The sequence below is a fragment of the Novosphingobium sp. TH158 genome (genome assembly GCF_002855555.1).
GTDB lineage: Bacteria > Pseudomonadota > Alphaproteobacteria > Sphingomonadales > Sphingomonadaceae > Novosphingobium.
The window spans coordinates 1,021,379-1,047,295 of record NZ_PKRT01000001.1; the positions used below are offsets into that span (position 1 = coordinate 1,021,379).

Consider the following 25,917-nt stretch of genomic DNA (forward strand, 5'->3'; position numbering starts at 1 on the left):
TGCGATGAGCTGGACCGACGAACGCATCGAAAAGCTGACCAAGATGTGGGAAGGCGGCGCAACTGCCAGCCAGATCGCCGATGAACTCGGCGGCGTTTCCCGCAACGCGGTGATCGGCAAGGCCCATCGCCTGGGGCTGAAGGCGCGCCCCTCTCCGGTCAAGGCCGCCGAGGGCGAGGAAGCCGCACCCAAGGCTGCCGCCCCCAAGCAACCCAAGCCCCCCGCCGAACCGAAGGCGGCAAAGCCTGCCGCCGAGCCGGCACCGCGCCCTGCCCCGGCTGCCGCTCCTGCACCGCGCGCTGCGGCCCCGGCACAGCCGGTTCCGGGCGCTGCCCCCGCTGCGAACCAGCCGCGCATCGTTTCGGTCGGCCCCGGCGGCTTCCTGCGCCAGGGCCCGGGCGACCAGCAGGCCCCGATCCCGCCGGCACCGCCGCGCCGCCTGGTGCCTGCCAAGCCCAGCGCGGAAGTGGCGGACAAGACCAGCCTGCTCGATCTCAACGATCGCATCTGCCGCTGGCCGATGGGCCATCCGGGTGAGCCGGACTTCCACTTCTGCGGCGAAAAGGTGAACCCGGGCTTCCCCTATTGCGTGGAACACTGCGGCCGGGCCTATCAGGCACAGCTGCCGCGCGGCCATCGCCGCCCGCCGCCGCCGCTGCCCTTCGGCGGTCCGCGCGTCCGCTGATCTAGGTATTACCGCCTAACACTGCCCTTACCCGACGCTTAAGCGCCGGGCTCTAAAAGTTGCGCGTCGGGTAACCGTTCTGCGCAACCATGAAGACCCTTTCCGCCCTCCAGCGCCTGATGCGCCGCCTGACTGCTTCACGGCGGGGCAACGTGCTCGCCATCGTGGCACTGGGCCTGCCGGCCCTGCTTGTGCTGATCGGCGGCGGGATCGACATGAGCCGCGCCTATATGGCCCGGACCAGCCTGCAGAATGCCTGCGATGCCGGCGTGCTTGCCGGTCGCCGGGCGATGAGCAAGTCCGGCACCTGGAGCACGGCCGAACAGGCGAAGGCGCAGACGATGTTCGCCTTCAACTTCCAGAGCAGCACGGTGCAGGCCAGCAACACGTCCTTCACCATGGCCGCCAATGCTGCCGGCGAAGTGACCGGTTCGGCCAGCACCCGCGTTCCAACCACGCTGATGCGGATGTTCGGCTGGAACGAATACAGCCTCAACCTCACCTGCGGCGCGGAACTGCAGCTGGCGAGCGCCGATGTGATGTTCGTCATCGATACCACCGGATCGATGGCCTGCGAGCCCAGCGGCAGCAACTGCACCTCCGGTTCCACTTCCAAGCTTCAGGGCCTGCGCGATGCCGTGCGCGACTTCTACAAGGTGGTTGCCGCCGCGGTGATCGACAAGAACACCACCCGCATCCGCTTCGGCTTCGTGCCCTATGCGATGACGGTGAACACAAAGGACCTGGTCTCTGCCGGCGACATACCGACCAGCTATTTCGCCGACAGCCACACCTACCAGACCAAGCTCGCCTACTTCGGCACGCCGAGCTATGCGGGGACGGACAGCGCGCCGGAAGAGTCCATCGAGACCTATCCCTACGCCATTACCTCGGGCGATTGCGACTATTACGCGAACAACGACTATCCGAGCTGGGGCAACAACCCGGTGACCAGCGGCACCGCGCCTTCCACGACCATGACAACAACTTACAGCTATTCGTCGTGGACGCGCACTTCGGGCAGCAGCTGGTGGGCAACCGGCACCTGCAAGCGCAAGAAATCCGTCGTCACCACCACCTGGTCGGTCAGCGGCTACCGCTTCTCCAACTATGTCTACCGGCAGGCCAGCGTTCCGACCGCATCCTACAAGGGACTGGGGCCAGTCAGCTATGTCACCTCCATCAGCTCCAGCGCGACCGTGCCGACGCAGGGCACCTACGACATGGTAACGCTCGCGGCGATGGCCGGGACCAGCGGCCTCAGCCGCAGCAGCGACACCTGGGACGGCTGCATCGAGGAACGCGCCACGGTGCAGGACCTGTCGATGAACCCGGTTCCCGCCGGCGCGACAGACCTCGACATCACCTCGGCCCCGTCGAGCGAGTCAAGCCGCTGGAAGCCTTACTGGTCCGCCATGGAGATCTGGCGGGGCAATTCGTCTGCCACGCTCACCACCACGGCCAACTATTCCGGCATGACCGAATACTGCCCCTCGCCGATGAAGAAGTTCACCGAGGTGGACACCAGCAGCCCCGGCACCGTGCCCTCATGGCTCGACACCTATCTCAACAACCTGGTCGCCTGGGGCGGCACCTATCATGATATCGGCATGATCTGGGGCGGCCGGCTGGCCAATCCCGACGGCATCCTTGCCAGCAACGTCAACGAGGGCAACCGCGAGCCCAGCCGCCACATCATCTTCCTGACCGACGGCATCATGGAACCTGCCCGCACGGCCTATTCGGCCTACGGGGTCGAGGCATACGATGCCCGCGTGGCGCCGATGGGAACCGCCCCCGCCGACCTGACGACCTATCACAACGCCCGCTTCCTAGCCGCCTGCAACGCCACCAAGGCCAAGGGCTATACCATCTGGGTCATCGGCTTCGGCGTCTCGCTGACGGACGAAATGCGGGCCTGCTCCAGCGGCGGCCGCGCCTATGCCTCGAACGATACCACCACGCTGAAGAACACCTTCAAGTTCATCGCGGGCGAAGTGGCAGACCTGAGGATCAACCAGTGACCCGCCGCCTGCTGCATGACCGGCAAGGTGCGGCTGCCGTGGAGTTCGCCCTGATCGCGCCTGCCCTGCTGATGCTGGTGCTCGGCACGTTCGAGCTGGGCCTGGCGCAATACCTGCGCGCCGTGCTGGAAGGCGCGATGCAGCAGGCAGGGCGCAATTCCACCCTTCAGAAATCCGCCAGCTCGCAGACCGGGATCGACGATTACGTGCGCACCCAGGTGCGCGCCGTGATGCCGGGGGCCAATGTCACCTTCAGCCGCAGGAATTACTCCACCTTCAGCGACGTGCTGACGCCCGAGGACTTCACCGACCTGAACGCCAACGGCCGTTACGATTCCGGCGAGTGCTTCATCGACGAGAACGACAACCGCACCTGGGACAGCGACGTTGCCAAGTCCGGCCAGGGCGGCGCGAACGACGTGGTGCTCTATACGGCAACAGTCAGCTACAGCTCTACACTGCCGATGTCGGCGCTGGGCCTTTCACCCGTGCGCGAACTGACCGCATCGACCACGCTGCGCAACCAGCCCTATTCCTCGCAGGCAAGCCGCTCGGCGGTGCAGATATGCGGCTGAGCAAGGCCTGGCGGCAGCTCTTCCGGTCCCGTCGCGGTGTCGCCGCCGTGGAATTCGCGGTCGCCATGCCGTTGCTGCTGCTGCTCGGCATGGGGGGGATCGAGCTGGCCAACTATGCCATCGTCAACATGCGGGTGAACCAGATCGCCATTACCGTGGCCGATAACGCCAGCCGCGCTAAGATGACCTCGGTTTCAGGGGCCGCACAGTTTCGCGAATACGACGTATCCGAAACTTTTCGCGCCGCCGACCTTGCCTATCCTGGCATGGACATCTTCGCCAATGGCCGCGTCGTGCTCTCCAGCCTGGAGACCAATGCCAGCGGCGGCCAGTGGATCCACTGGCAGCGCTGCCGCGGGATCAAGGCCGTCGGCTCGCGCTATGGCGCTGAAGGCACCGGCGCCGCCGGCACCGCCTTCGCCGGCATGGGGCCCGCGGGCAGCCTCATCACGGCGGAGAACGGATCGGCGATCATGTTTGCCGAGGTCTACTACGATTACGCGCCGCTGCTGCTCCCCGGCGGACGGGTGACGATCTATCGCAGCGCCGCGATGTACGTGCGCGATGATCGCGACCTCACCCAGATCTACAACCCTCTGCCCACCGTGGCGGTGCTGTCATGCTGAAAATCGGAACCGGTGCGGGCTTAAAATCCCGCCCCGCCGACCGTTAACGGACCCAATATGGAAAACGATCCAATCCTGAACCGGGTTCGCAACTGGTTTGGCCTGGGAGGGCCGCTCCACGCGGAAGAAACAGCCACGCCGCACGAAGCGGCAGCCTTGCCGGCCGATGGCGCGCACCTGATCGCCAGCCGCGCGCTGCTGGACCAGATCGGCACGTTCCTGTTGCAGCACCGCGTGCCGATCGATGCGGAATCGCTGGGCTTTGCCCACGATCTGATCACCGGCACAGACCCGCGCCTTGCCGGGCTGGTCAACCGCCGGCTGCGCGATCGCGAACCCATCGACGCGGAATGGATCGCCGAAGTGCGCGGCATGACGCGTGGTGACGATGCCCGATCGCTGGCGCGGCTGCGCGAACGGCTGGAGAAATCGGTCGGCGATTTCTCGCGGACCACGAGCGAAGCGCGCAGCGCGACGAGCGATTACCAGAGCGCCCTGCAAAGCCACGTCGATGGCCTTCAGGTCTCCACCGGCGCGGGCGAAGTGCTGAACGAGCTCGCCACGGTGGCCAAGGCCATGCTGGAAAGCACCCGCGTGATCGAGGAACGCATGGCCCGGTCCGAGCGCGAAACGCGGCAATTGCAGCGCCGGCTGGACGAGGCGCGGCGCAACGCCGACCTTGATCACCTGACCGGCCTGCCCAACCGGCGCGCCTTCGAGGCATTGCTCGAGCGCGAATTTTCCGAGGCCCGCCGCCTGCACGATGCGTTGTGCGTCGCCTTTTGCGACATCGACAAGTTCAAGGCGATCAACGACCTGCACGGCCACGACGCGGGGGACCGGGTGCTGAAACTCGTTGCCCGGACGCTGGCGGAAATATCCGACGACCGCTGCCACGTCGCCCGCCATGGCGGCGAGGAATTCGTCGTGCTGTTCCGTGGAAAGTCTGCCCGCGAAGCCTTTGCAACGCTTGATGAAACCCGCGAAAGCCTTGCCTCGCGTCGGCTGGTCAACAGGGCGACCGACACGCCGTTCGGGCAGGTCAGCTTTTCTGCCGGACTGGCCGACGTCTTCGCCTTTCCCGATCCCCGCGCCGCGCTAAAGGGCGCGGACGAGGCGCTGTATGCGGCCAAGGAACAGGGGCGCAACCGGATCATCATTGCCGATCCGGCCGGCCTGACGGACCGCGCCGCCTGAAAAGAAAAGGGGCCGCCGAAGCAGCCCCTTCCCTGTTTGCATTCACGCGGGAGCGTGAAGGATCAATCGTCGTCCTTGAGGAACGCCGGCATGTGATCCGGGTTGCCACCTTCGTCGCGGTCGCGGCGCGGGCCACGATCGTCACGATCGCGACGCGGACCACGGTCACGGCCACCACGATCACCGCGGGGGCCACGACGATCGCCGCGGTCACCACGGTCGCCGCGCGGTTCGCGCGGTTCGCGGGGCGGACGGGTGTCTTCCAGTTCCTCGCCGGTTTCCTGGTCAACCACGCGCATCGACAGGCGGACCTTGCCGCGGTTGTCGATCTCGAGGACCTTGACCTTCACTTCCTGGCCTTCCGACACGACGTCGGTCGGCTTTTCGACGCGCTCGTTCCGCATTTCGGAAACGTGGACGAGACCGTCCTTGCCGCCCATGAAGTTCACGAAGGCACCGAAGTCGACGATGTTGACGACCTTGCCGTTGTAGACCTTGCCCACTTCCGGTTCTTCGACGATGCCGAGGATCCAGTTCTTGGCGGCTTCGATCTGGCTGAGGTCCGACGAGGAGATCTTGATCAGGCCTTCATCGTCGATGTCCACCTTCGCGCCGGTTTCGGCGACGATCTCGCGGATCACCTTGCCGCCGGTGCCGATGACTTCGCGGATCTTCGACTTGTCGATCTGCAGCGTCTCGATGCGCGGGGCATGGGCCGAAAGTTCGGTACGGGCCGAACCCAGGGCCTTGGTCATCTCGCCCAGGATGTGCGCACGGCCACCCTTGGCCTGCGCCAGGGCTGCCTCGAAGATCTCGCGGGTGATGCCGGCAACCTTGATGTCCATCTGCATCGTGGTGATGCCTTCGGAAGTGCCGGCCACCTTGAAGTCCATGTCGCCCAGGTGATCTTCGTCACCCAGGATGTCGGACAGCACGGTGAACTCTTCGCCTTCAAGGATCAGGCCCATGGCGATGCCCGAGACCGGACGGGTCAGCGGCACGCCGGCGTCCATCATCGAAAGCGCGCCGCCGCAGACGGTGGCCATCGAAGAGGAACCGTTGGACTCGGTGATGTCCGAGACAACGCGGATCGTGTAGGGGAAGTCTTCCTTGCTCGGCAGAACTGCCTGCAGCGCGCGCCATGCGAGCTTGCCGTGGCCGGTGTCGCGGCGCGAAGGCGCGCCGAAACGGCCAACTTCACCAACCGAATAGGGCGGGAAGTTATAGTGCAGCATGAAGTTCGAGTAGGAGAGACCCTCCAGCCCGTCGATCATCTGCTCGGCATCCTTGGTGCCCAGCGTGGTGGTGCAGATCGCCTGCGTTTCACCGCGGGTGAACAGCGCCGAACCGTGCGTGCGCGGCAGGAAGCCGACCATCGCTTCGATCGGGCGGACCTGATCGACCTTGCGGCCATCGATGCGGGTGCCATCCTTGAGGATGGCGCCACGAACGACATCGGCCTCGACCTTCTTGAGGGTCTTGATCGCGACCATCTGGGTCTGCGCGTCCTGATCGGCGAAGGCAGCCTTGGCCTTGTCGCGGGCGGCGTTGAGCGCGTCCGAGCGGGCCGACTTGCTGGTCAGCTTGTAGGCAGCGGCGATATCGGCACCGACAAGGTCCTTGAGCTGCTTCTTGATCGCCGAGTTATCGCTGATCGCGATATCCCAGGGTTCCTTCGCAGCCTTCTCGGCCAGGTCGATGATCAGGTCGCAGACCTTCTTGCATTCGTCATGCGCGAAGATCACGGCGCCGAGCATGACTTCTTCCGAAAGCTCCTTGGCTTCGGATTCAACCATCATCACGGCATTGCCGGTAGCGGCGACGACGAGATCGAGCTCGCCTTCCTTGATCGCCACGTCCTGCTTCGGGTTCAGCGTGTATTCGCCATCCTTGTAACCGACGCGGCAGGCGCCGATCGGACCCATGAAGGGCACGCCCGAGATCGTCAGCGCGGCCGAGGCGGCGATCATGGCGAGAATGTCGGGCTCGCACTCGCCGTCGAACGACAGCACCTGCGCGATCACGTTGATCTCGTTGTAGAAGCCTTCGGGGAACAGCGGGCGGACCGGACGGTCGATCAGGCGGGAAACCAGCGTTTCCTTTTCCGTCGCGCCGCGTTCACGCTTGAAGAAGCCACCGGGGATACGGCCGGCAGCGAAGAACTTTTCCTGATAGTGGACGGTCAGCGGGAAGAAGTCCTGACCTTCCTTGACGCTCTTGGCGGCAGTGACCGCGCAAAGCACAACAGTTTCGCCATAGGTGGCGAGGACCGCGCCGTCAGCCTGACGGGCAATGCGGCCGGTTTCCAGGGTGAGGGTCTTTCCGCCCCACTCCATTGATACGGTTTTGACGTCGAACATGTGTTTTCCTTGTGAACCCGCGCGGCCCTATTGCGGCGCGGGGCCTCTTGCCGGGGATGCCGTCCCGGTCCGGTGTGGAGCGCTCATGGCCCCTTGGGAGAGGCTTTCGCACCGGATTGTGCGAGAGCCACCTTTTTCTGATCGTATCGCGGAAAGCGAAAACCGGTTCCCACTTTTCGCGCGGTACGCAGAAAGCAAAAGCGGCCCGCTAGGGGCCGCTCCGCTTGATTACTTGCGAAGACCAAGCTTCTGGATCAGCGCGTTGTACCGATCCACGTCCTTCTTCTTCAGGTAGGCCAGCAGGGTGCGGCGCTTGTTGACCATGGTCAGCAGGCCACGACGCGAGTGGTTGTCCTTGTGGTGGTCCTTGAAGTGACCCTGCAGCGTGTTGATGCGGCTGGTCAGGATCGCGACCTGGACTTCCGGCGAGCCGGTGTCATTGGCGGCGCGCGCGTTGTCCTTGATGATTTCCTGCTTCTTTTCGGCGGTAACCGACATGTCATTCACTCCGCGACATCGGGAAGGTTGAAACCCCGGACCACCGTGGCGGATCCACCGGCAAGTTCCACCAGCGCCACGGGAACAGTCCCGCTTCGCGCCCAGTGCAGCCCGTCGGTTTGGGGCAGTCCGGTCAGAACCCGGCCCTGGCGGACCATGCTTGCCTGTTCCGGACCGAGGTCAAGAGCCGGGATGTCGACCAGCCCTGCCTCCAGCGGCAAGAGTACGTTCTCAAGAGGCGCGCCCTTACCGACTTCGTTCAATTTGTCCAGCGAAATCGCCTGTTCACCGGTGAACGGCCCCGCCCGCAGGCGGCGCAGCATGGTGACATGGCCTACCGTGCCGAGCGCCCGGGCAATGTCGCGGGCAAGGCTGCGCATGTAGGTGCCCTTGGAAACGTGAGCGACAAGGGTGATCCCTGCATCCTCCGCGCCTTCGATTTCCAGCGAGTGGATCGTCACCCTGCGGCACTTCAGCTCGAATTGCTCGCCCTTGCGGGCAAGGTCATAGGCGCGCTCGCCATCGACCATCAGCGCCGAATAGGCCGGCGGCATCTGGTCGACCGGCCCGGTGAAGCGCGGCAGCACCGCCGCCACTTGCGCCGGCGTGGGCCGCACATCGCTGGTGGCGATCACCTTGCCTTCAAGGTCGAGCGTGTCGGTCTCCGCGCCGAAAGCGATGGTGAAGGCATAGGTCTTGCTGGCATCGAGCATTCGCCCGCACAGCTTGGTTGCCTCGCCCAGCGCGATCGGCAGGACGCCCGTTGCCAGCGGATCGAGCGTGCCGCCGTGCCCCACCTTCACCTTGCCGAAGCCGGCCTCGCGCAGGTTGCGCTTCACCGCGCCCACGGCCTGCGTCGAGCCGAGTTCGAGCGGCTTGTCGAGAATGATCCAGCCGTGGGGCATGTCAGGCTCCGGCAATGCCCTTCACGACTGCACCGTAAAGGTCCATCATCGCCTTGAAGGGCTTGTCGATGATCGCCCCGACCGGATCGAAGCCGGGAATAAGGTAAGGCAGCACCACGATCACCAGAAGCACCAGCAGCAGGCCATAGCCGCGGATGCTGCCATAGGCCTGCGCCAGCGGACGCGGCAGCAGGCCCTCGACGATATGTGAACCGTCGAAAGGCGGCACCGGGATCAGGTTGAACAGCCCGATGAAGACGTTGATCATCAGCACGTAGCTGAGCATCGTTACCAGGAAGCGCACTCCCTCGCCCGGTTCCTCCACCGAGCCATAGGCCGCGACCAGCAGGCCCAGCAGAACGGCGCCGACCAGCGCCTGGATGAAATTGGACGCCGGCCCCGCCGCTGCCGAAAGCATCATGCCAAGGCGCGGGTTGCGCATCCGCTGCGGCACCACGGGCACCGGCTTTGCCCAGCCGAACACCGGCAGCCCCATCAGCGCCAGCGCGCCCGGCAGCACCACTGTGCCGACCGGATCGACATGGCGGATGGGGTTAAGGCTCAGCCGCCCGCGCTCCTGCGCTGTCGGATCGCCCAGCCACTTGGCGGCAAGGCCGTGGGCGACCTCGTGGAACACGATGGCGAAAACCATCGGCACGATCAGCGCCGCAGCCTTGAGCAGGGTATCGTTCATCGGCCAAGCGCCTCGCTGAAATGCTTGCGGCACAGCGCCACATAGCGATCGTTCCCGCCGATCTCGGTCTGCGCCCCGGCCTTCACCGCCGCGCCGCTTTCATCGACGCGCAGGTTCATCGTCGATTTGCGGCCGCAGTGGCACACCGCCTTCAGTTCGATAAGGGCATCGGCAATGCCCAGCAGGGCGGCGGAACCGGGGAACAACTCGCCCTGGAAATCGGTGCGCAGGCCATAGCAGAGCACGGGCACCCCGCCCTCATCGGCGATGCGCGCCAGTTGCCAGACCTGTTCCCCGGAAAGGAACTGCGCCTCGTCCACCAGCACGCAGGCCAGCGGCTCTACCCGGTGCGCGGCCATGATCCGGTCCCACAGGTCCGTTTCGGCATGGAAGCGATGGGCATCGGCATGCAGGCCGATGCGGCTTTCGATTGCCTTCTCGCCCCCGCGATTGTCCAGCGCGGCGGTCCACAGCATGGTCTGCATGCCGCGTTCGTTATAGTTGAAGTTCGCCTGCAGCAGGTTGGTGCTCTTCCCCGCATTCATGCTGGCATAGTAGAAATACAGCTTGGCCATGCGCGGCATAGATAGGTTGTCCCGCGGCAAAGGCGAGTCCGTTCCTTGGCGCGCCTGTGGACGCACACGCTTTACAATGGTTTGCAGGCTATCAGGGCTGCCCCTTAACCTTATCGAAAGGATGTCTGGTCAACCTGTGGTAACGAAATGCTCCCCCGTCCGGGGATGCCTTGCCGGGTTTTGATCATGCGCCTCCTGCTTGCCCTCGTTCCGCTTCTCGCCACGGCGGCGACCGCCGCTTCGACACCGGCCTATCGCTACCAGATCGACAGCCGCAGCAGCCTGATCGACGCGAAGGTGACCGTGCTGGGCATTGCCAGGAAATCGGCGCAGTTCCCGAAGATGAGCGGCGGTATCGTGCTCTCTCCCGGCCAGCTTGGCGCAATCCGCATGGACGTGGCAGTGGATGCACGCGCCATGGCAACGCGCGACCCCAAGGTGGGCGATCAGCTGAAGGGCCCGGATTTCCTCGATGTTGCCCGCCATCCGATGGTCAGCTTTTCCGGCCAGCGGATGACCATGACCGGCCCGCAGACCGCCCAGATCGCCGGCCAGCTCACTGCGCGTGGCACCAGCCGGCCGACGGTGATGAAGGTTACCTTCGCCACGCCGCCGGCACAGATCACCGGACGCGAGCCGGTGCAGATCACGGCGCAGACGACGATCGACCGCCGCCAGTTCGGCATGAACGGTTATGGCGGGCTGGTGGGCAAGGACGTGACGATCACGATCAAGGCCCGGATGGTGCCGAACTAGGCCGCCTCGCCCAGCGCCTCGCACAGCAGCACCTCCGCCAGGGCATGGGGCCGGGTGTTCATCACCTGATGGCCGGCATCGATCCGCGGGGTGGACCGCGCATGGACCGCACGGGCAAAATATTCCTGCCAGGCCAGCGGCAGGATGGCATCCTCTAGACACAGCACATAGCTGACCGGCAGCTCGGCCAGATGATCGTAGCGCCAGTCCGAATGCGAATAGCAGACCGGCGGCCACTGATCCTCGCCCAGCCTGTCGAGAAAGGCATCGGCTTCGAGCGGGGCCATGTCGTTGCAGAACATCGCGCGGTAACGCTCGCGCACCGGCAGGGTGGAATCGTGGAACGGGTGCCGCTCCTTGTGCACGCGCTCGCCCGTCATCTGCACCACGGTGAGCCCCGGATCGGGGGCGGTGCAGGTAACGAAGATCAGCTGGCGGAAAAGCGCGAGCCGCAGTTCCGCCATGGCGGGCATATGCGCCCCGGCCTGCGAATGGCCAACCAGCACCACGTCGCCAAGGCCGGCGGCCTCGATATCTCCGACGAGTTCGGCGGTTATCTCCTCGAAGGTGATGGCAGAGGTATCACGGCCGCGCTTTGCCCCGCAGCCCGGGGCATCGAGCGCCAGCAGGCGGTGCGTGCCCTCGCCCGCCTGTGCCTGCAGCGCGGCAATCGTTTCGTCCCAGACCCAGCCGCCCTGCCCGCCGCCGTGCAGGAAGACGAAGTCAGTCATGATCCAGATCGCGCAGCACCTTGGGGTCGTTCAGCAGCGCGTCGATGCGGCTTGCCTCGTCAAAGGTCTCGTCCGCCAGGAACTTGATCTTGGCCGCGTATTTCAGCTTGAGCTTGCCGGCCACCGCCTTCTGGAAGAACGCGGTGTTGGTGCGCAGCGCCTTGAGCACCACCTCCTCGTCCGAGCCGAGCAGGGGCTTCACATAGACGTGGGCATGGCGCAGGTCCGGCGACATGCGCACTTCGGTGACCGAGATCGAATGGGCCGAGATCACATCGTCGTGCACTTCCTGCCGCATCAGCAGCTCGGAAATGACGTGGCGCACCTGTTCGCCCACCTTGAGCAGGCGGACGGAGCGCGTTTCGGGGGTGCTTTGCTGGCGGGCCATCAGCTGTCCATCTTCTCGAGTATGCGGCGCAGCGAGCGCAGGTTGCGCGCCGTGCCGGGGCATCCCAGGCGTCGGGCGATGAAATCGCCGGTCAGCCGGGAATTGCCCGCGCCTTCGACGTAGTCAATGTAGAGCGCCCGGTGGCCCAAGGCCATCCTTTCCGGCCCGCGCCCGTTGTATTCGGCAACCAGCAGGTCGAACGCGCTCTCCTTCGGCTGACAGGCAAGGAACTGGGTGTGAACCAGTTTTTCCTCGCCATCGGCGGCAAAGGGGTTGTCCGCAATAGCCGCCGCCAGTTCATCCCGGCTGCGCACGGCGACAAAGCTCTCGATATCGAAGCGGTCCTTCATGATGAAGGCGAACATGTCCTCCAGCCCCTCGGTCGGCCGCTCATCGAAATCGAACAGCACGTTGCCGCTGGCCACCACGGTCTCGACGTTCTCGATATCCTCGCGCTCCAGCGCATGGCGCAGGTCCGCCATTTTCAGGCGGTTGCCGCCGACGTTGATCGAACCGAAAAGGGCGACGAAGCGGGTCATCAGTTACGCGCCAGCAGCAAGAGGAACAGCGGGACCATCATCAGGAAGCCGAACAGGCCAGCCAGCAAGCACCCGGCAAAGATCCTTGGACCTCTGCCGGGTTCATAAGCCATGCTAAGGCGGCCCTATCAGCCAACCGTGCGTTCGCGTTCCTCGACCTCGAAGGTTTCGAGGATATCGCCCGCCTTGATGTCGTTCGTGCCTTCCAGCACCACGCCGCATTCCAGACCGGCGCGGACTTCCGCGACGTCGTCCTTGAAACGGCGCAGCGAGGCGATGGTCGTCTTGGTGATGATGACATCGTCGCGGGTGACGCGGGCGAAGATGCCCTTCTTGATGTAACCATCGGTGACGAGCAGGCCGGCGGCCTTGTCGCGCTTGCCGGCGGGGAAGATCTCCTTGATCTCGGCGCGGCCGACCACGGTTTCGATCCGCTCCGGACCCCAGATGCCGGCCATTTCCTTGGCGACGTCCTCGGTCAGGTGATAGATCACGTCGAAGTACTTCATCCGCGTCTTGTTGCGCTCGATCATCTCGCGCGCCTTGGCGTTCGGACGGACGTTGAAGCCGATGATCGGAGCATTGGCCGCCGATGCAAGGCTGACATCGCTTTCGGTGATCGCGCCGACGCCCGAGGCGAGGACCTTGACCTTGATCTCGTCGTTCGAGAGGCGGTTGAGCGCCTGCACGATCGCTTCGGTCGAACCCTGGACGTCGGACTTCACCACCACCGGATAGTCGATGACGTTCGCCTTGGCAGCAAGCGCCGAGAACATGTTCTCGAGGCTGGCCGGTGCCGAGGTGGTGCGCTTGGCGGTTGCCTGTTCGGTACGGAAGGCGGCAACCTCGCGGGCGCGGGCCTCGCTTTCAACCACGGTGAGCGTATCGCCCGCCATCGGCACGCCGCCGATGCCCAGCACTTCCACCGGAAGCGCCGGCGGAGCAGCCTTCAGCTGGCGGCCCTTGTCATCGAGCATGGCGCGAACACGGCCCGAATGGGTGCCGACAACCAGGATATCGCCGACCTTCAGCGTACCGCGCGTGATCAGCACGGTGGCCAGCGGGCCCTTGCCCTTGTCGAGCTTGGCTTCGATCACCGTGGCTTCGGCGGCACGATCCGGGTTGGCGCGCAGTTCGAGCAGTTCGGCCTGGAGCAGGATCTTGTCGATCAGCTCGTCAAGGCCGGCGCCGGTCTTGGCCGAAACTTCCACGTCCTGGACTTCGCCCGACATGGCCTCGACGATGATTTCATGCTCGAGCAGGCGCTCGCGGATCTTCTGCGGGTTGAACTCCGGCTTGTCGCTCTTGGTGATCGCCACGATCATCGGCACGCCGGCCGCCTTGGTGTGGTTGATCGCCTCGATCGTCTGCGGCATCAGCCCGTCATCGCCGGCGACCACCAGAATGACGATGTCGGTGACGTTCGCACCGCGCATGCGCATTTCGGTGAAGGCCTCGTGGCCCGGCGTATCAAGGAAGGTGATCAGTTCGCCACCCTTGGTCTTGATCTGGTAGGCGCCGATGTGCTGCGTGATGCCGCCGGCTTCGCCCTTCACCACGTCGGTCCCGCGCAGCGCGTCGAGCAGGCTGGTCTTGCCGTGGTCGACATGGCCCATGATCGTCACGACCGGCGGGCGCGGCTTCAGCGTTTCGGGGGCATCGACGTCGGTCGTCGTGTCGATATCGACGTCGCTTTCCGACACGCGCTGGATGTTGTGGCCGAATTCCTCGACCAGCAGTTCGGCGGTGTCCTGGTCGATCGTCTGGTTGACGGTGACCATCATGCCCATCTTGAACAGGGCCTTCACCAGGTCCGCGCCCTTTTCGGCCATGCGGTTGGCGAGTTCCTGGACGGTGATCGCGTCAGGCACGACAACATCGCGCACCTGCTTCTCGCGCGGCTGGCTCTGGCCGGCGAAGTGGGCGCGGCGTTCCTTTTCGCGCGCACGCTTGAGCGCGGCGAGCGAACGGGCGCGTGCACCCTCGTCCTCGTTGAGCGCGCGGGTTACGGTCAGCTTGCCCGACTGGCGGCGGTTGTCCGCCGTCTTGTCGCGCGGGTGGGCGATCTTCTTGGCCGGCTCGGGGCGCTTGGGCGCGGGCGAGGCAACGGGCGTGAAGCGGCGCGGCGCGGGAGCGGCAGCGGCGGTCGGCGCGGCCGGACGGGCAGGCTCTTCCGGCTTGGCGGCGGGCTGCTCGGCAACCGGTGCCGGCTCGGGCGCAGCCGGAGCCGGCGGAGGCGGCGGAGGAGCAGCGGCAGCAGCCGCTTCGGCCTTGCGGTTATCCTCGGCGCGGCGACGCTCTTCCTCAAGCGCGCGCTGGCGCTCTTCGGCTTCGCGGCGGGTCTGCTCTTCCAGCAGGGCAAGGCGCGCTTCCTCGGCCTCGCGCTGCAGGCGGGCAACGCGTTCCTGCGGCGTTTCGCTGGGCAGCGCGGAAGGCTTGGGCGCAGGCTTGGGCGCCTCGGCAACCGGCGGCGGGGGCGGCGGAGGCGGCGGAGGCGCGGCAACGGGTGCCTCGCCCGGCTTGCCGATCACCTTGCGGCGCTTCACCTCGACCACGACCTTGTTGGTGCGACCGTGGCTGAAGGTCTGCTTGACCTCGCCCGCCTGGACCGAAGTCTTGAGCCCCAGCGGCTTGCGGCCAAGGGTCGGTTTGTTTTCGCTGTCGCTCATCGGTCCAAACTATCCTTCAAAATCAATATTCGTCGCATCGGACGAGGCGTTCGTCCGGTCGCTCAATTCGTCTGCCGCAGGTTCGCTGCGGCCCAGGAAACGGAGCAGGCGCTCAAGCAGGGCGGTAAATCGCTGTGCCGCCTTTGCATCTTCAAGCGCCAGATGGACGACGTTGTCGCGGCCCAATGCCACAGACAGCGCCATCCGGTCCAGTGGCAAGCGCGTTCCCGCCATGCCCGAACCTTCAGCTTCCATGCCCACGCGCCAGGCCTGGTCCAGCTTGCGCGCACCATCGTCGCTGGCATCGGCCGCGTGGCCAAGCCAGACCACGCCCCCGGAACGGGCGTGCTCGGCGATCCTGTCTGACCCGAGCAGCAGCTTTCCGGAACGCATTTCGAGACCAAGCCGGTCAGTGACTGCACGCGTCAGCGCCGCTTCGATGCGTTGCGGCAGGTCGGCCGGAATGGTCAGCGCGGCACCCTTGAACGCGCGCGCCAAGGCCCCCTTGAGGTGGCCCTTGCCCATCGCCTTTTCAAGCTCTGCGCGCGAAACGCCGATCCATGCACCGCGGCCGGGGGCCTTGGCGTGGACATCGGGCAGCACATCCCCGTCGGGCGAGATCGCCAGGCGCAGGAATCCGTCCCGAGAGCCGTGCTCCCCGGTCAGGATGCAGCGCCGCTCAGGCGCTCCAGAGGCGTCGGAACCTAGCGGTTCATTGTGAGGAATCCGCATCGGCGGCCTCCTCTTGGGCCGGTTCGTCTTCGAACCAGTGCGCGCGCGCGGCCATGATGATTTCGTTGCCCTGCTCTTCGCTCAGGCCATATTCGCCAAGGACACCGCCCTTGTCCTCGTCGCGCGCGGCACGGCGCGGGGCCGAACCGTCGCGGCGGCGCTGTTCGGTGCGCTTCTTGGCGATGAGTTCATCGGTGGCGAGATCGGCAAGGTCGTCAAGCGTCTTGATGCCGGCCTTGCCGAGCGTGACGAGCATCGCCTCGGTCAGGTGCGGCAGCTCGGCCAGAGCGTCTTCGACGCCCAGCGAGCGGCGCTGTTCGCGGGCAGCTTCCTCGCGGCGGTCGAGCGCTTCCTGCGCGCGGCTCTGCAGTTCTTCTGCCAGTTCCTCGTCGAAGCCCTCGATCGCGGCCAGTTCGGCCAGCTCGATATAGGCAACTTCTTCCAGCTCGCTGAAGCCTTCGGCAACCAGCAGCTGCGACAGGGTTTCGTCGACGTCGAGCTCTTCCTCGAACATCTTCGAACGCTCGGCGAATTCCTTCTGGCGCTTCTCGCTCGATTCCGCCTCGGTCATGATGTCGATCTGCGAGCCGGTGAGCTGGCTGGCGAGACGCACGTTCTGGCCGCGGCGGCCGATGGCGAGCGAAAGCTGGTCATCGGGCACAACCACCTCGATGCGGCTTTCCTCTTCGTCGATGACGACGCGGCTGACCGTGGCCGGCTGCAGCGCGTTGACCACGAAGGTCGCGGTGTCTTCGCTCCAGGGGATGATGTCGATCTTTTCGCCCTGCAGTTCCTGCACGACCGCCTGGACGCGGCTGCCCTTCATGCCGACGCAGGCGCCGACCGGGTCGATCGAGCTGTCGCGGCTGATGACGCCGATCTTGGCGCGCGAACCAGGATCGCGGGCGGCGGCCATGATGGTGATCACGCCGTCGTAGATTTCGGGCACTTCCTGCGCGAACAGCTTCTTCATGAATTCGGGGTGCGCGCGCGAAAGGAAGATCTGCGGGCCGCGGTTGTTGCGCTCCACCTTGGAGATGTAGGCGCGCACGCGCTCGCCCACGCGGGCGACTTCGCGCGGGATCTGCTGGTCGCGGCGGATCACGCCCTCGGCGCGGCCGAGGTTGACGATGACATGGCCGAATTCGACCGACTTGATCGTGCCTACGACGATTTCACCGGCGCGGTCCTTGAATTCCTCGTACTGGCGCTCGCGCTCGGCATCGCGGACCTTCTGGAAGATCACCTGCTTGGCCGACTGTGCGTCGATGCGGCCCAGATCGACCGGCGGCAGCGGATCGACAATGAAGTCGCCCAGCTTGGCATTGGCATCGAGCTTCTGCGCCTGCTTCAGGTCGACCTGCTTGAAGTAGTCCTCGACCTCCTCGACCACTTCCACGACGCGCCACAGGCGCAGGTCGCCGGTGCGCGGGTCAAGCTTGGCGCGAATGTCGTTTTCCGCGCCGTAACGGTTGCGGGCAGACTTCTGGATCGCTTCTTCCATCGCCTCGATGACGATCGACTTGTCGATCATCTTCTCGGTCGCCACGGCGTTGGCGATGGCGAGCAGTTCGGCGCGGTTCGCGGAAATCGCACTCATCGGTCAGTCTTCCTGTTCTTCAAGAATCTCGTCGGCACCGCTGGTGTCGATCGGGCGGGTGGCGGCAATCAGCCGGTCGGTCAAGACCAGCTTCGCGGAATGAACGTTGGCAAGCGGGAACGAGACCGGGCCGGACTTCCTGTCCTCCAGCGTCACGACATCGCCTTCGATGCCCTGGATATCGCCCTGCACCGACTTGCGGTTGCCATCGACCGGCTCGACCAGCTGGACGCGGGCTTCGTGGCCGGTCCACGCGGACCAGTCCTTCGCGCGCGTCAGCGGACGGTCGATGCCCGGCGAGCTGACTTCGAGGCGGTAAGCATCGGCGATCAGCACGTCGCCGGCTTCCTCAAGGTCGTCCAGGCGATCGGAAATGCGGTGAGAAAGCGCGGCGCACTGTTCGATCACCAGCTGCCCGGTGGCCGGATCCTCGGCCATCACCTGCAGGGTAAAGTCCTCATCCCCGATCTCGCCACCCTTGAAGTATTTCACGCGCACGAGATCGAATCCCAGGGCTTTCACCTCGGGCTCGATCACTTCGGTAAGGCGCGCGATATCCGCCATGGGTCACTCCAAAAGGGCCGGCAATGCAGCAAAGCGGTTTCGTGCCGGCCCCTTGCGGCGCCAGCCCCTCCGTTGCTTCACAATGTCGGGATGAAGCACAGATAGGCGCATCGGGCACGAATTGCAACCGCCATTTGCGGCGGGCGGATTCCCCGTCGCAGGCACTGCAACAAAGGGAAACTTAACCGTTTCCACGCTAGGCGCCGGAATAAGCCAGCGCGGCTTGGGCACAAGGGAATACGGCAGCAGCATGAAGCGCGCCCTGATCAGGACGGCTTACCGGATCGGCAAGTTGGCCGGGCTGTTTGCGCTTGCCCGCCGCATCACCCGCCGACGCCTGCGCATCCTGTGCTATCACGGCTTCACCCTGGATGACGAGGCGGCCTTCCGCCCTTCGCTGTTCATTTCCGGCGAGACCTTCGCCCGGCGCATGCGCACCATCGCGCGCAAGGGCTATCCGGTGATCTCGCTCGACGAGGCGAGCCGCCTGCTCGAGCAGGACGCGATCGACCGCGCGCCGGTTGTCATCACCATCGATGACGGTTTCCATTCCACCCACGCCGTCGCCCGCCCGGTGCTGGAAAAGCACGGCTTCCCCGCGACGCTTTACCTGACCAGCTATTACTTCCAGCAAGGCCGGCCCATCTTCCAGCTTGCCATCGCCTATATCTGCTGGAAGAGCCCGCTGACCGAGGCCGACCTTTCCGGCCTTGGCCTGGATGAAGGCGATGCGCTGGGCAGGGTTCTGCTCGATGGCGAAATGCGGGGCGAACTTGCCAAGCAGCTGTTCGTCGCCGCCTGCGCCACTTTCGACAGCCCGGGCCGCATCGCCTTCGCCCGCCGTCTCGCCGAGCGGCTGCAGGTCGATTACGAGGCGATCATCGCCAGCCGCAAGCTGAGCCTGGTGTCGCCCGAGGAACTGCGCGAGCTGGCGGATTCGGGAATGGCGATCGAACTGCACACCCATCGCCACCTGTTGCCGGAAGAGCTCGATGCGGGCCTGCGCGAAATCGCCGACAACCGCGCGGTTATCGAGCCGGTAACCAGCAAGCCTGCGCAGCATTTCTGCTATCCCAGCGGCATCTGGTCTGCCGCGCGGTTTCCCGCGCTGCGGATGTCCGGCGTGAAGACCGCGACCACCTGCGAGCCCGGCCTTGCCCGCCACGGCGCAGACATGCTGGCCCTGCCCCGCGTGCTGGACGATTCGCGGGTCAGCCAGATCGAGTTCGAGGCCGAACTTTCGGGGGTCTCCGATCTCTACCGCGATCTTGTCGGCGCCAGCAAGCGCAAGGCGGCATCGCTCAGCGTCTATGGCAACTGGGTGGCGGAAACGGCGCTGCCGGTGCTGGCCGCCTGAAGCCCGCGCCCGCGCGACAGGCGGGCGCTTCACGTTCGATCAGTCGGAAGCCTTCTTCGCCGCATCGGTGACCGCGGCCCAATTGTCCGTATTGGCCTGCTTCACCTCGCCGATTTCGATGCCGGCATAGTCGCGCGCCACGCCGGAAACGGCAGAGACGGCCTTGTCGGTGAGCGATTCCTTGTCAGACCCGCGATGGACCACCACCGCTTCCGCCGTGCCGCTGGCCCAGGGGTTCTTCGGCTGGTCGTTTTCGGGCTTGTCATTGCCGAAGAAGATGAAGCCGGCAGCGGCCACACCGACAACCAGAACCTTGTGACGGACAATCCATTGCGCAACGCGGTACATCGGCACTTCCCCTTTTGCGGAAGTGCATAAGTAGAAACACGGGGTTACAAGGTCGTTAACCGGCAGCCTTATCCATAAGGCCGTGCTTTTTCATGCAGTGGCGAAGCTGGTCGTAGGTCAGGCCAAGCGCCTTGGCGGTCTGTCGCTGGTTATAGCGATGGCGGGCAAGGTGATGCTCAAGGATGGCGCGTTCATGCGCATCGACCGCGGCGCGCAGGTCGCTCACCTGGTCATGCGCGGATGCTGCGGGAAGCGTGGGCGCATGCCCCACAGCCACAGGCGCGGCAGTGGCAGATGAAGGCGCCGGGCCGCGATGCGCCGCCACCTGCGGCTTCCACGGGCTGTCGAACGGATCGAACACGACGTGGCCGACGGGCCGCGAACCGTCATCCCAGCGATAGACCGCGCGCTCCACCACATTGCGCAATTCGCGCACGTTGCCCGGCCAGAGGTGGTCCTGAAGCGCCTCCATCACCACCGGCTCAAAGCCGGGCCAGGATTCCCAGCCAAGCTCGGCCGCCATGCGCCGCCCGAAATAGTCGCACAGCACCCTGACATCGCCTTCGCGGGCGCGCAGGGGTGGCAAGGTGATCACCTCGAACGAAAGCCGGTCCAGCAGGTCGGCGCGAAAGCGGCCTTCGTCGGCAAGGCGCGGCAGGTCTTCATTGGTGGCGGCAACGATGCGGACATCGACCTGGATCGGCCGCGACGATCCGATCCGCGTCACCTGGCCATATTCGATGGCACGCAGCAGGCGCTCCTGCGCGCCCATTGACAGCGTGGCCAGCTCGTCAAGGAACAGCGTGCCCTTGTCCGCCTCTTCAAAGCGCCCGGCCCGTGCGCGGGTGGCCCCGGTGAAGGCGCCCTGTTCATGGCCGAACAGTTCCGCCTCGATCAGCGTTTCAGGCAGTGCCGCGCAGTTGAGCGTGACCATCGGTTCGGCCCATCGGCGCGAGAGCTGGTGCAGGCGTTCGGCGATCAGTTCCTTGCCCGTGCCGCGCTCGCCAATCACAAGCACCGGCCGGCTGAGCGCAGCGGCGCGACTGGCGCGTTCCACGGCATCGAGGAAGGCGCCTGACTGGCCGACGAACTGGGTTCCGCGCTCCATGCCCAATTGTTAGCATAAATTCCCAAGTTGCCGCAATGCGCGCAGCAAGTCGTTCGTCGAACACCCGCGAAACCCTGGGAAATCAGCCGCTGCGACAATTTGGCACGCTGCTTGCGAAACGATGAACAAGCCCGGCAACGGGTATCGTTCGAAAGGTAACCACCATGTTCCAGCGTCAGTCAGAGCCGGCCCGCAAGCGCCCCTCCCCGCTCGACCGCGCGGTTGTTCTGTCCATCGTCGCGATGACTTCGATGAACGTAGTCGTGCTCGCCCAGCAGCTTTCAGTCCCCCAGCTTGCCGCGAGCACCCTTGGCGGACTTGGTCTTGCATGACCGGGTTCGACCCCCTCGGGCCGGAATCCCCGGAGCCCCCCGCTGATGGCTTGCAGTCCCGCCGTCATGCCGGGGTTCCGGCCCACTTCTCATCGCCGCGCGGCGAAGGCCGTTCCACCCGCTTCGATGCCGAGGTAGAACGCCTTCGCCAGTCGCCCACGCCGACCCAGTCCTATTCAACCGGAGCCACTTTCATGGGCATTTTCAGCCGCACCCGTGACATCATCGCCGCCAACTTTTCCGACCTGCTCGACAAGGCGGACGATCCCGAAAAGATGATCCGCATGATCATCTTCGAGATGGAGGAAACCCTTGTCGAAGTGCGCGCCAGCGCCGCGCGCACCATTGCCGACCAGAAGGAAATGCACCGCCACACCGTGAAGCTGGACAAGCTTCAGGCCGACTGGGCGGAAAAGGCGCAGCTTGCGCTCAGCAAGGATCGCGAAGACCTCGCCCGCGCCGCGCTGGTCGAAAAGAAGAAGGCCGCCGACATGGCCGACCAGCTCAAGGAAGAGATCAAGGTCCTCGACGATGCGCTGCGCGCCTACGAGGTCGATATCGAGAAGCTGCAGACCCGCCTGCGCGAGGCCCGCACCCGCCAGAGCGCGATCGCCGCGCGCCTCGAAAGCGCCGAGAACCGCGTCAAGCTGCGCACCCTGCTGGCAAGCGAGCGCGTGGACGAGGCAATGGCCCGCTTCGACCAGCTTGAACGCCGCGTCGACTATGCCGAAGGCCGCGCCGATGCGCTGAGCCTGGCCGATGGCCGCGCAACCCCCAGCCTCGCCGACGAGATCAACGCGCTGGCCGGGCAGGACAAGGTCGATGAAGAACTCGAAGCGATGAAGGCCGCGCTCGCCGCCCAGAACAAGGACGCCTGACATGGAATTCCTCGAAGCACTGGTGCCGATCACCGCCGTCCTCGGCATCTTCGTCGGCCTGCCCTGGCTGATCCTGCACTACATCACCAAGTGGAAGACGGCGGCCACGCTGACCAGCGGCGATGAGGCCCTGCTCGAGGAGCTTTACCAGGTCGCCAAGCGGCTCGACGCGCGGATGGACACGGTCGAGCGACTGGTCGCCGCCGACAACCCCGATTTCCACCCGGCCCGCGTCACCCATGACCGCGAGACCGACAACCAGCAACTGCGCGAGCTTGAAGGACTGCTCGGCAAGACGGAAAGGATGCCCAAGTGAACAGCCCGCGCACACGCTTTTACCGCGACAAGATCAACGGCAAGATCTTCGGCGTCTGCTCCGGCATCGCCGACTATACCGGGGTCGATGTCCTGTGGGTCCGCATCGGCATGGTGCTGTTCACCCTGTCGACCGGCTTCGGCATCCCGCTTTACGTGATCCTGGCGCTGATCGCCGACAAGAAGCCCGGCTACCTCTATTCGGAAGACCGCGCAGAGCAGAAGTTCTGGCAGGGCGTGCGCCAGTCGCCCGGCCGCACGGCCCGCGAAGTGCGCGCCCAGTTCCGCGATATCGACCGCCGCCTGGCCGACATCGAAAGCTACTACGTTTCGTCCAACCCGCGCCTTTCCGCCGAAATCGAAAAGCTGCGCTGAGCCTTGGCCAACAGGGGAAAATCCCATGGGTGAACTTGCTCTTCTCATTCCGCTGGCCCCCTTCCTGCTGGTGGGCTTCATCTTCTGGACCCGCCACCAGCAGAAAATGGCGCAGTCGCAAGCCGTTCAGTCGCAGGTTGACGAGCGCCAGGCCGCCTACACCCGCGAACTGGAAGACCGCATCCGCGTTCTTGAGCGCATCGTCACCGACAAGGGATTTGACGTTGCCAGCCAGATCGAGGCCCTGCGCGATGCCCGCCAGATCGAAGCCCGGCTCGACGCCAGGGAAAAGGAGCTTGGCCGATGAACTGGGGCAGCCCCGAATTCGTCATCCTGATCGTTGCGATTTCTACCGCCGGCTGGGTGATCAACAACTGGATCCGCGCCCGCCACGGTTATCCGCTCGAAGACGAATGGGGCGGCAAGACAGCCCCGGCCGATGCCAAGGCCAGCAAGGCGCTGATCGAGGAAAACCGCGAGCTGCGCGCCCAGCTCGGCAAGGTGAACGAGCGGTTGCAGGTGCTGGAGCGCATCGCCACCGACCCCAGCCTTGGCGTCGCCGCCCAGATCGAGGCCCTGCGCGACAAGGAGGCGGTGCGATGAGCCCGGAACAGGTTCTCCAGCTTCTCGGCATGGTCATTCCCGGAGCGGCAATCATTGTCGCCATGATCGCCGGCAGCGTGATCTATTCGACCCGCATGAAGATCAAGCACGGCTACCCGCTCAGCGGGGCCTGGGGCCAGGCGGTCTATCCCAAGACCTCAACCGAGGATGGCGAACGGATCAGGCTGCTGAGCCAGGAGAACGCGCAGCTTCGCGCCGAGCTGGGTTCGCTGAAGGACCGGCTCGCCACGGTCGAACGCATCGTCACCGACAGCGGCTATTCGCTGACGCACCAGATCGAGGCGCTGCGCGACCAGTCCAGGAATTGAACATCAAGACAAAGGGATAGGGGAAGAATACGATGAGTGGCAGCCAGATGATGGTGGTGTTGATCGTGCTGATCGTCAGCGTCGCCGGAATTCTCAAGGCGCGGTATCGGGCGCGGCACGGGATCGTGGAAGATCACTGGGGCAACCAGCAACTGGCCCAGCGGCCCGAGGATGCGGGCACCAACCCGGAAATGATGAAAGAGCTGGAGACGCTGCGCGAACGGGTGAAGGTGCTGGAACGCATCGCCACCGACGAACGCCAGACCCGCTCGATCGCCGCCGAGATCGAAGCCCTTCGCGACAAGTGATGAACCCCGGGGGACCAGGGAGAAGCATGATGATCGACACCAACCTGCTCACCGCAACCGCTTCCGTATCGGGGCTGGCCATCGTCTCGCTCGCCGCCCTGCGCGGGTGGAACGGATGGCTCCAGCTCAAGGAACGCGAGCTAGAGCAAAACCGCCCGGATATCGAGGGCGGCGCCTCATCGGGCATGGCCAGGATCGAGATGGCCGACCTGAAGGAACGCATCCGCAAGCTGGAAGCCATCGCGGCGGGAGTGGACCTGTGAGGGAAAAGGCAAGCGGCGCCGCCCGCGCCGGGATCGGCCTCGGCAGCGCGATTGCGGTGGCCATTTCGTGGAGCCTGAACAAGTCGGTGCTCTGGGCAGTGATCCACGGCGTACTCTCGTGGCTCTACGTGCTCTACTACATGTTCACCCGCCCGGGCGGCTTCTTCGGCTGAGGCGGTGCGAGGGCGCAATCGAGCACAGACCCGATTGATCCCGCGCCCGTCACCGCCTAACGCCGATCCATGCGCAGCCTTGATGACATCCTCGAGGAGTACGAATTCCTCGACAGCGACGAACGCTATCGCCTGCTGATCGAACTGGGGCGCGAGCTTGATCCCATGCCCGATGCCCTGAAGACCGATGCCACTCTGGTGCGCGGCTGCTCGGCGAGCGTCTGGGTCTATCCCACCGAAGGCGCGCAGGGGCGGCTGCACTTCCTGGCAGACAGCAACGCGGCAATCACCAAGGGCATCATCGCGCTGGTGCTCTCCGCGGTGCAGGACAAGCCGGCCGGCGAAGTGGCGACAATGGACATTGCCACCGCGCTTGCCCCGTTCGACCTGAAGAACCAGCTTTCATCGAACCGCACCCAGGGCGTGCCCAACATGATCGCCCTGATCCGCGAGACAGCCGCCCGGCTGGCCGCCGCGTGAAGAAGCTGGCCCATCCCTTCTGGCTGGCCGGGGGGATCCTGTCCTTCGCCATGGGCACCATCGGCATTGCCCTGCCGATCCTGCCCACCGTGCCGTTCTATCTACTTGCCGCCTTCTGCTTTGCCCGTTCCAACCAGCGATGGGAGCAATGGCTTCTTGACCACCAGGTATGGGGGCCGCCGATCCGGCGCTGGCGCGAACGACGCGCCATTTCCCTCGCCGCCAAGGCCTCGGCCGTGGGCGCAATGTCGGTCGGCGCGGTCGTCACCTGGGTGCTGCTGGGCTGGCCCTGGGCCGGAATTTCGCTGGCCGTGCTGGTGATTGCGGGCACGTGGATCTGCACCCGGCCCAGCTGAGCCGGGCTGCGACCAGTTGCGACACTTTCTCCCGGCTCTGCGACAGCCGGTTCACTTCCGTTCATGTAAAGCGGCGTAAACCTGAACTCACCGGAACGATCCCCCGTCCGGAATTGAGAAACCAGGAGTACAGGGTCATGCCCAAGTTCACCAAGATCGCCGCCCCCGCCCTGATCGCCGCCATGGCGCTCGGCGTCGCGGTGCCGGCACAGGCGCAGTACAACCAGGGCCGCGACTATGGCCACGGCTATGGCTACGGATACGGCAACAATATCGAGCGGGAAATCGCCCAGCTTGAGCGCGCCGTGAACCGCAGCGACAACCGCGACCGGATTTCCGAGCGCGAAGCTGCCAGCCTGCGCCGCGAAGTTGCCCAGCTGCGCTATACCTACCGGTCCTATGCCCGCAACGGGCTGACCAACCGCGAAGCCCGCATCCTGCAGAACCGGATCCAGAACATCCGCCACCACCTGCAGTACGAGCGTAACGACCGCGATTATCGCCGTCGCTGATGCGAATGGGAAAAGGGCAGCTTTCAAGGAAGCTGCCCTTTCCTGCTTGTCATAAGCGCGCG

Annotated in this window: 34 protein-coding genes; 20 read left to right on the forward strand and 14 right to left on the reverse strand. The window is 65.1% G+C overall.

From position 1 onward, the window contains the following. The first annotated feature begins 4 nt into the window (after nucleotides 1-4). The 5 genes from C0V78_RS05060 to C0V78_RS05080 all read left to right on the forward strand — a co-directional run bounded on the left by C0V78_RS05060 (nucleotide 5) and on the right by C0V78_RS05080 (nucleotide 5,107). Complete coding sequence (locus tag C0V78_RS05060; RefSeq protein ID WP_101796718.1) at nucleotides 5-685, forward strand: GcrA family cell cycle regulator; 681 nt, start codon at nucleotides 5-7, stop codon at nucleotides 683-685. Nucleotides 686-774: 89 nt separating this feature from the next. Further along, nucleotides 775-2,709: a TadE/TadG family type IV pilus assembly protein gene (locus C0V78_RS05065; protein ID WP_101796719.1), complete on the forward strand. Its 1,935-nt coding sequence runs from the start codon at nucleotides 775-777 to the stop codon at nucleotides 2,707-2,709. Further along, the gene (locus tag C0V78_RS05070) at nucleotides 2,706-3,284 is read left to right on the forward strand and encodes a TadE/TadG family type IV pilus assembly protein (protein ID WP_254049826.1); all 579 of its coding nucleotides are present in this window, start codon (nucleotides 2,706-2,708) and stop codon (nucleotides 3,282-3,284) included. The genes C0V78_RS05065 and C0V78_RS05070 overlap by 4 nt, the downstream gene beginning before the upstream one ends. 47 nt (nucleotides 3,285-3,331) lie before the next feature. Continuing rightward, nucleotides 3,332-3,910 (forward strand): TadE/TadG family type IV pilus assembly protein, encoded by a 579-nt coding sequence (locus tag C0V78_RS05075; RefSeq protein WP_158241469.1) that lies wholly within the window; start codon nucleotides 3,332-3,334, stop codon nucleotides 3,908-3,910. Between the two features lie 57 nt (nucleotides 3,911-3,967). Next, on the forward strand, nucleotides 3,968-5,107 hold the full coding sequence (locus tag C0V78_RS05080) for a diguanylate cyclase (RefSeq protein WP_101796721.1): 1,140 nt from the start codon (nucleotides 3,968-3,970) through the stop codon (nucleotides 5,105-5,107). A gap of 62 nt (nucleotides 5,108-5,169) precedes the next feature. Here C0V78_RS05080 and pnp read toward each other — a convergent pair whose 3' ends face one another. The 5 genes from pnp to C0V78_RS05105 all read right to left on the reverse strand — a co-directional run bounded on the left by pnp (nucleotide 5,170) and on the right by C0V78_RS05105 (nucleotide 10,139). Further along, nucleotides 5,170-7,467, reverse strand: a complete 2,298-nt coding sequence (pnp, locus tag C0V78_RS05085) for a polyribonucleotide nucleotidyltransferase (protein WP_101796722.1) — start codon at nucleotides 7,465-7,467, stop codon at nucleotides 5,170-5,172. 228 nt (nucleotides 7,468-7,695) lie between these two features. Continuing rightward, the gene (rpsO, locus tag C0V78_RS05090) at nucleotides 7,696-7,965 is read right to left on the reverse strand and encodes a 30S ribosomal protein S15 (protein ID WP_101796723.1); all 270 of its coding nucleotides are present in this window, start codon (nucleotides 7,963-7,965) and stop codon (nucleotides 7,696-7,698) included. A gap of 5 nt (nucleotides 7,966-7,970) precedes the next feature. Next, the gene (gene truB, locus C0V78_RS05095; RefSeq protein WP_101796724.1) at nucleotides 7,971-8,870 is read right to left on the reverse strand and encodes a tRNA pseudouridine(55) synthase TruB; all 900 of its coding nucleotides are present in this window, start codon (nucleotides 8,868-8,870) and stop codon (nucleotides 7,971-7,973) included. A 1-nt stretch (nucleotide 8,871) separates the two neighbouring features. Further along, on the reverse strand, nucleotides 8,872-9,564 hold the full coding sequence (locus tag C0V78_RS05100; protein ID WP_101796725.1) for a site-2 protease family protein: 693 nt from the start codon (nucleotides 9,562-9,564) through the stop codon (nucleotides 8,872-8,874). Continuing rightward, nucleotides 9,561-10,139 (reverse strand): thymidine kinase, encoded by a 579-nt coding sequence (locus C0V78_RS05105; RefSeq protein WP_101798208.1) that lies wholly within the window; start codon nucleotides 10,137-10,139, stop codon nucleotides 9,561-9,563. Before C0V78_RS05105 ends, C0V78_RS05100 begins: the two co-directional genes overlap by 4 nt. Nucleotides 10,140-10,325: 186 nt before the next feature. Here C0V78_RS05105 and C0V78_RS05110 point away from each other — a divergent pair, with 186 nt between their 5' ends. After that, entirely contained in the window at nucleotides 10,326-10,895 is a 570-nt protein-coding gene (locus C0V78_RS05110) for a YceI family protein (protein ID WP_158241470.1), read from the forward strand. On the opposite strand, the gene C0V78_RS05115 is transcribed toward C0V78_RS05110, so the two are convergent. The 7 genes from C0V78_RS05115 to rimP all read right to left on the reverse strand — a co-directional run bounded on the left by C0V78_RS05115 (nucleotide 10,892) and on the right by rimP (nucleotide 18,118). Beyond that, nucleotides 10,892-11,626, reverse strand: a complete 735-nt coding sequence (locus C0V78_RS05115; RefSeq protein WP_101796727.1) for an alpha/beta fold hydrolase — start codon at nucleotides 11,624-11,626, stop codon at nucleotides 10,892-10,894. The two genes, C0V78_RS05110 and C0V78_RS05115, sit on opposite strands and share 4 nt — an antisense overlap. Further along, a complete protein-coding gene (rbfA, locus tag C0V78_RS05120; RefSeq protein ID WP_101796728.1) occupies nucleotides 11,619-12,014 on the reverse strand; it encodes a 30S ribosome-binding factor RbfA in 396 nt (131 codons plus the stop codon). The genes C0V78_RS05115 and rbfA overlap by 8 nt, the downstream gene beginning before the upstream one ends. Continuing rightward, nucleotides 12,014-12,553, reverse strand: coding sequence for a DUF1697 domain-containing protein (locus C0V78_RS05125; RefSeq protein WP_101796729.1), 540 nt, complete (start codon nucleotides 12,551-12,553; stop codon nucleotides 12,014-12,016). The genes rbfA and C0V78_RS05125 overlap by 1 nt, the downstream gene beginning before the upstream one ends. A gap of 128 nt (nucleotides 12,554-12,681) precedes the next feature. Beyond that, the gene (infB, locus tag C0V78_RS05130; RefSeq protein ID WP_101796730.1) at nucleotides 12,682-15,222 is read right to left on the reverse strand and encodes a translation initiation factor IF-2; all 2,541 of its coding nucleotides are present in this window, start codon (nucleotides 15,220-15,222) and stop codon (nucleotides 12,682-12,684) included. Between the two features lie 9 nt (nucleotides 15,223-15,231). Then, nucleotides 15,232-15,954: a DUF448 domain-containing protein gene (locus C0V78_RS05135; RefSeq protein ID WP_101796731.1), complete on the reverse strand. Its 723-nt coding sequence runs from the start codon at nucleotides 15,952-15,954 to the stop codon at nucleotides 15,232-15,234. Then, nucleotides 15,935-17,554: a transcription termination factor NusA gene (gene nusA, locus C0V78_RS05140; protein ID WP_101796732.1), complete on the reverse strand. Its 1,620-nt coding sequence runs from the start codon at nucleotides 17,552-17,554 to the stop codon at nucleotides 15,935-15,937. The genes C0V78_RS05135 and nusA overlap by 20 nt, the downstream gene beginning before the upstream one ends. 3 nt (nucleotides 17,555-17,557) lie before the next feature. Next, nucleotides 17,558-18,118, reverse strand: a complete 561-nt coding sequence (gene rimP / locus C0V78_RS05145) for a ribosome maturation protein RimP (protein WP_101796733.1) — start codon at nucleotides 18,116-18,118, stop codon at nucleotides 17,558-17,560. 250 nt (nucleotides 18,119-18,368) lie between these two features. Here rimP and C0V78_RS05150 point away from each other — a divergent pair, with 250 nt between their 5' ends. Continuing rightward, entirely contained in the window at nucleotides 18,369-19,475 is a 1,107-nt protein-coding gene (locus tag C0V78_RS05150; RefSeq protein ID WP_144039838.1) for a polysaccharide deacetylase family protein, read from the forward strand. A gap of 39 nt (nucleotides 19,476-19,514) precedes the next feature. Here the strand turns inward: C0V78_RS05150 and C0V78_RS05155 are convergent, their stop codons facing one another. Both C0V78_RS05155 and pspF read right to left on the reverse strand, forming a co-directional pair. Further along, entirely contained in the window at nucleotides 19,515-19,823 is a 309-nt protein-coding gene (locus C0V78_RS05155) for a hypothetical protein (protein WP_101796735.1), read from the reverse strand. Between the two features lie 55 nt (nucleotides 19,824-19,878). After that, nucleotides 19,879-20,931 (reverse strand): phage shock protein operon transcriptional activator, encoded by a 1,053-nt coding sequence (gene pspF / locus C0V78_RS05160; RefSeq protein ID WP_101796736.1) that lies wholly within the window; start codon nucleotides 20,929-20,931, stop codon nucleotides 19,879-19,881. A gap of 164 nt (nucleotides 20,932-21,095) precedes the next feature. Here pspF and C0V78_RS14875 point away from each other — a divergent pair, with 164 nt between their 5' ends. The 13 genes from C0V78_RS14875 to C0V78_RS05215 all read left to right on the forward strand — a co-directional run bounded on the left by C0V78_RS14875 (nucleotide 21,096) and on the right by C0V78_RS05215 (nucleotide 25,855). Beyond that, nucleotides 21,096-21,263, forward strand: coding sequence for a hypothetical protein (locus C0V78_RS14875; RefSeq protein ID WP_158241471.1), 168 nt, complete (start codon nucleotides 21,096-21,098; stop codon nucleotides 21,261-21,263). Further along, nucleotides 21,260-22,141 (forward strand): phage shock protein PspA, encoded by an 882-nt coding sequence (pspA, locus tag C0V78_RS05165; RefSeq protein ID WP_173843340.1) that lies wholly within the window; start codon nucleotides 21,260-21,262, stop codon nucleotides 22,139-22,141. The genes C0V78_RS14875 and pspA overlap by 4 nt, the downstream gene beginning before the upstream one ends. Before the next feature lies 1 nt (nucleotide 22,142). Beyond that, on the forward strand, nucleotides 22,143-22,457 hold the full coding sequence (gene pspB, locus C0V78_RS05170; RefSeq protein WP_101796737.1) for an envelope stress response membrane protein PspB: 315 nt from the start codon (nucleotides 22,143-22,145) through the stop codon (nucleotides 22,455-22,457). Beyond that, nucleotides 22,454-22,831, forward strand: a complete 378-nt coding sequence (gene pspC / locus C0V78_RS05175) for an envelope stress response membrane protein PspC (protein ID WP_101796738.1) — start codon at nucleotides 22,454-22,456, stop codon at nucleotides 22,829-22,831. The genes pspB and pspC overlap by 4 nt, the downstream gene beginning before the upstream one ends. A 25-nt stretch (nucleotides 22,832-22,856) precedes the next feature. Continuing rightward, the gene (locus C0V78_RS05180) at nucleotides 22,857-23,138 is read left to right on the forward strand and encodes a hypothetical protein (RefSeq protein ID WP_101796739.1); all 282 of its coding nucleotides are present in this window, start codon (nucleotides 22,857-22,859) and stop codon (nucleotides 23,136-23,138) included. Further along, nucleotides 23,135-23,434: a hypothetical protein gene (locus C0V78_RS05185; protein WP_101796740.1), complete on the forward strand. Its 300-nt coding sequence runs from the start codon at nucleotides 23,135-23,137 to the stop codon at nucleotides 23,432-23,434. The genes C0V78_RS05180 and C0V78_RS05185 overlap by 4 nt, the downstream gene beginning before the upstream one ends. After that, nucleotides 23,431-23,763, forward strand: a complete 333-nt coding sequence (locus tag C0V78_RS05190) for a hypothetical protein (RefSeq protein ID WP_101796741.1) — start codon at nucleotides 23,431-23,433, stop codon at nucleotides 23,761-23,763. The genes C0V78_RS05185 and C0V78_RS05190 overlap by 4 nt, the downstream gene beginning before the upstream one ends. 32 nt (nucleotides 23,764-23,795) lie before the next feature. Then, nucleotides 23,796-24,071, forward strand: coding sequence for a hypothetical protein (locus C0V78_RS05195; RefSeq protein WP_101796742.1), 276 nt, complete (start codon nucleotides 23,796-23,798; stop codon nucleotides 24,069-24,071). 29 nt (nucleotides 24,072-24,100) lie between these two features. After that, the gene (locus C0V78_RS05200; RefSeq protein ID WP_173843410.1) at nucleotides 24,101-24,334 is read left to right on the forward strand and encodes a hypothetical protein; all 234 of its coding nucleotides are present in this window, start codon (nucleotides 24,101-24,103) and stop codon (nucleotides 24,332-24,334) included. Next, nucleotides 24,331-24,507, forward strand: coding sequence for a hypothetical protein (locus tag C0V78_RS15010; protein ID WP_173843342.1), 177 nt, complete (start codon nucleotides 24,331-24,333; stop codon nucleotides 24,505-24,507). The genes C0V78_RS05200 and C0V78_RS15010 overlap by 4 nt, the downstream gene beginning before the upstream one ends. 69 nt (nucleotides 24,508-24,576) lie before the next feature. Further along, nucleotides 24,577-24,987, forward strand: a complete 411-nt coding sequence (locus C0V78_RS05205; protein WP_101796744.1) for a SufE family protein — start codon at nucleotides 24,577-24,579, stop codon at nucleotides 24,985-24,987. After that, nucleotides 24,984-25,343, forward strand: coding sequence for a YbaN family protein (locus C0V78_RS05210; protein ID WP_101796745.1), 360 nt, complete (start codon nucleotides 24,984-24,986; stop codon nucleotides 25,341-25,343). The genes C0V78_RS05205 and C0V78_RS05210 overlap by 4 nt, the downstream gene beginning before the upstream one ends. Before the next feature lie 137 nt (nucleotides 25,344-25,480). Further along, nucleotides 25,481-25,855, forward strand: coding sequence for a hypothetical protein (locus C0V78_RS05215; RefSeq protein ID WP_101796746.1), 375 nt, complete (start codon nucleotides 25,481-25,483; stop codon nucleotides 25,853-25,855). Nucleotides 25,856-25,917: the final 62 nt, after the last annotated feature.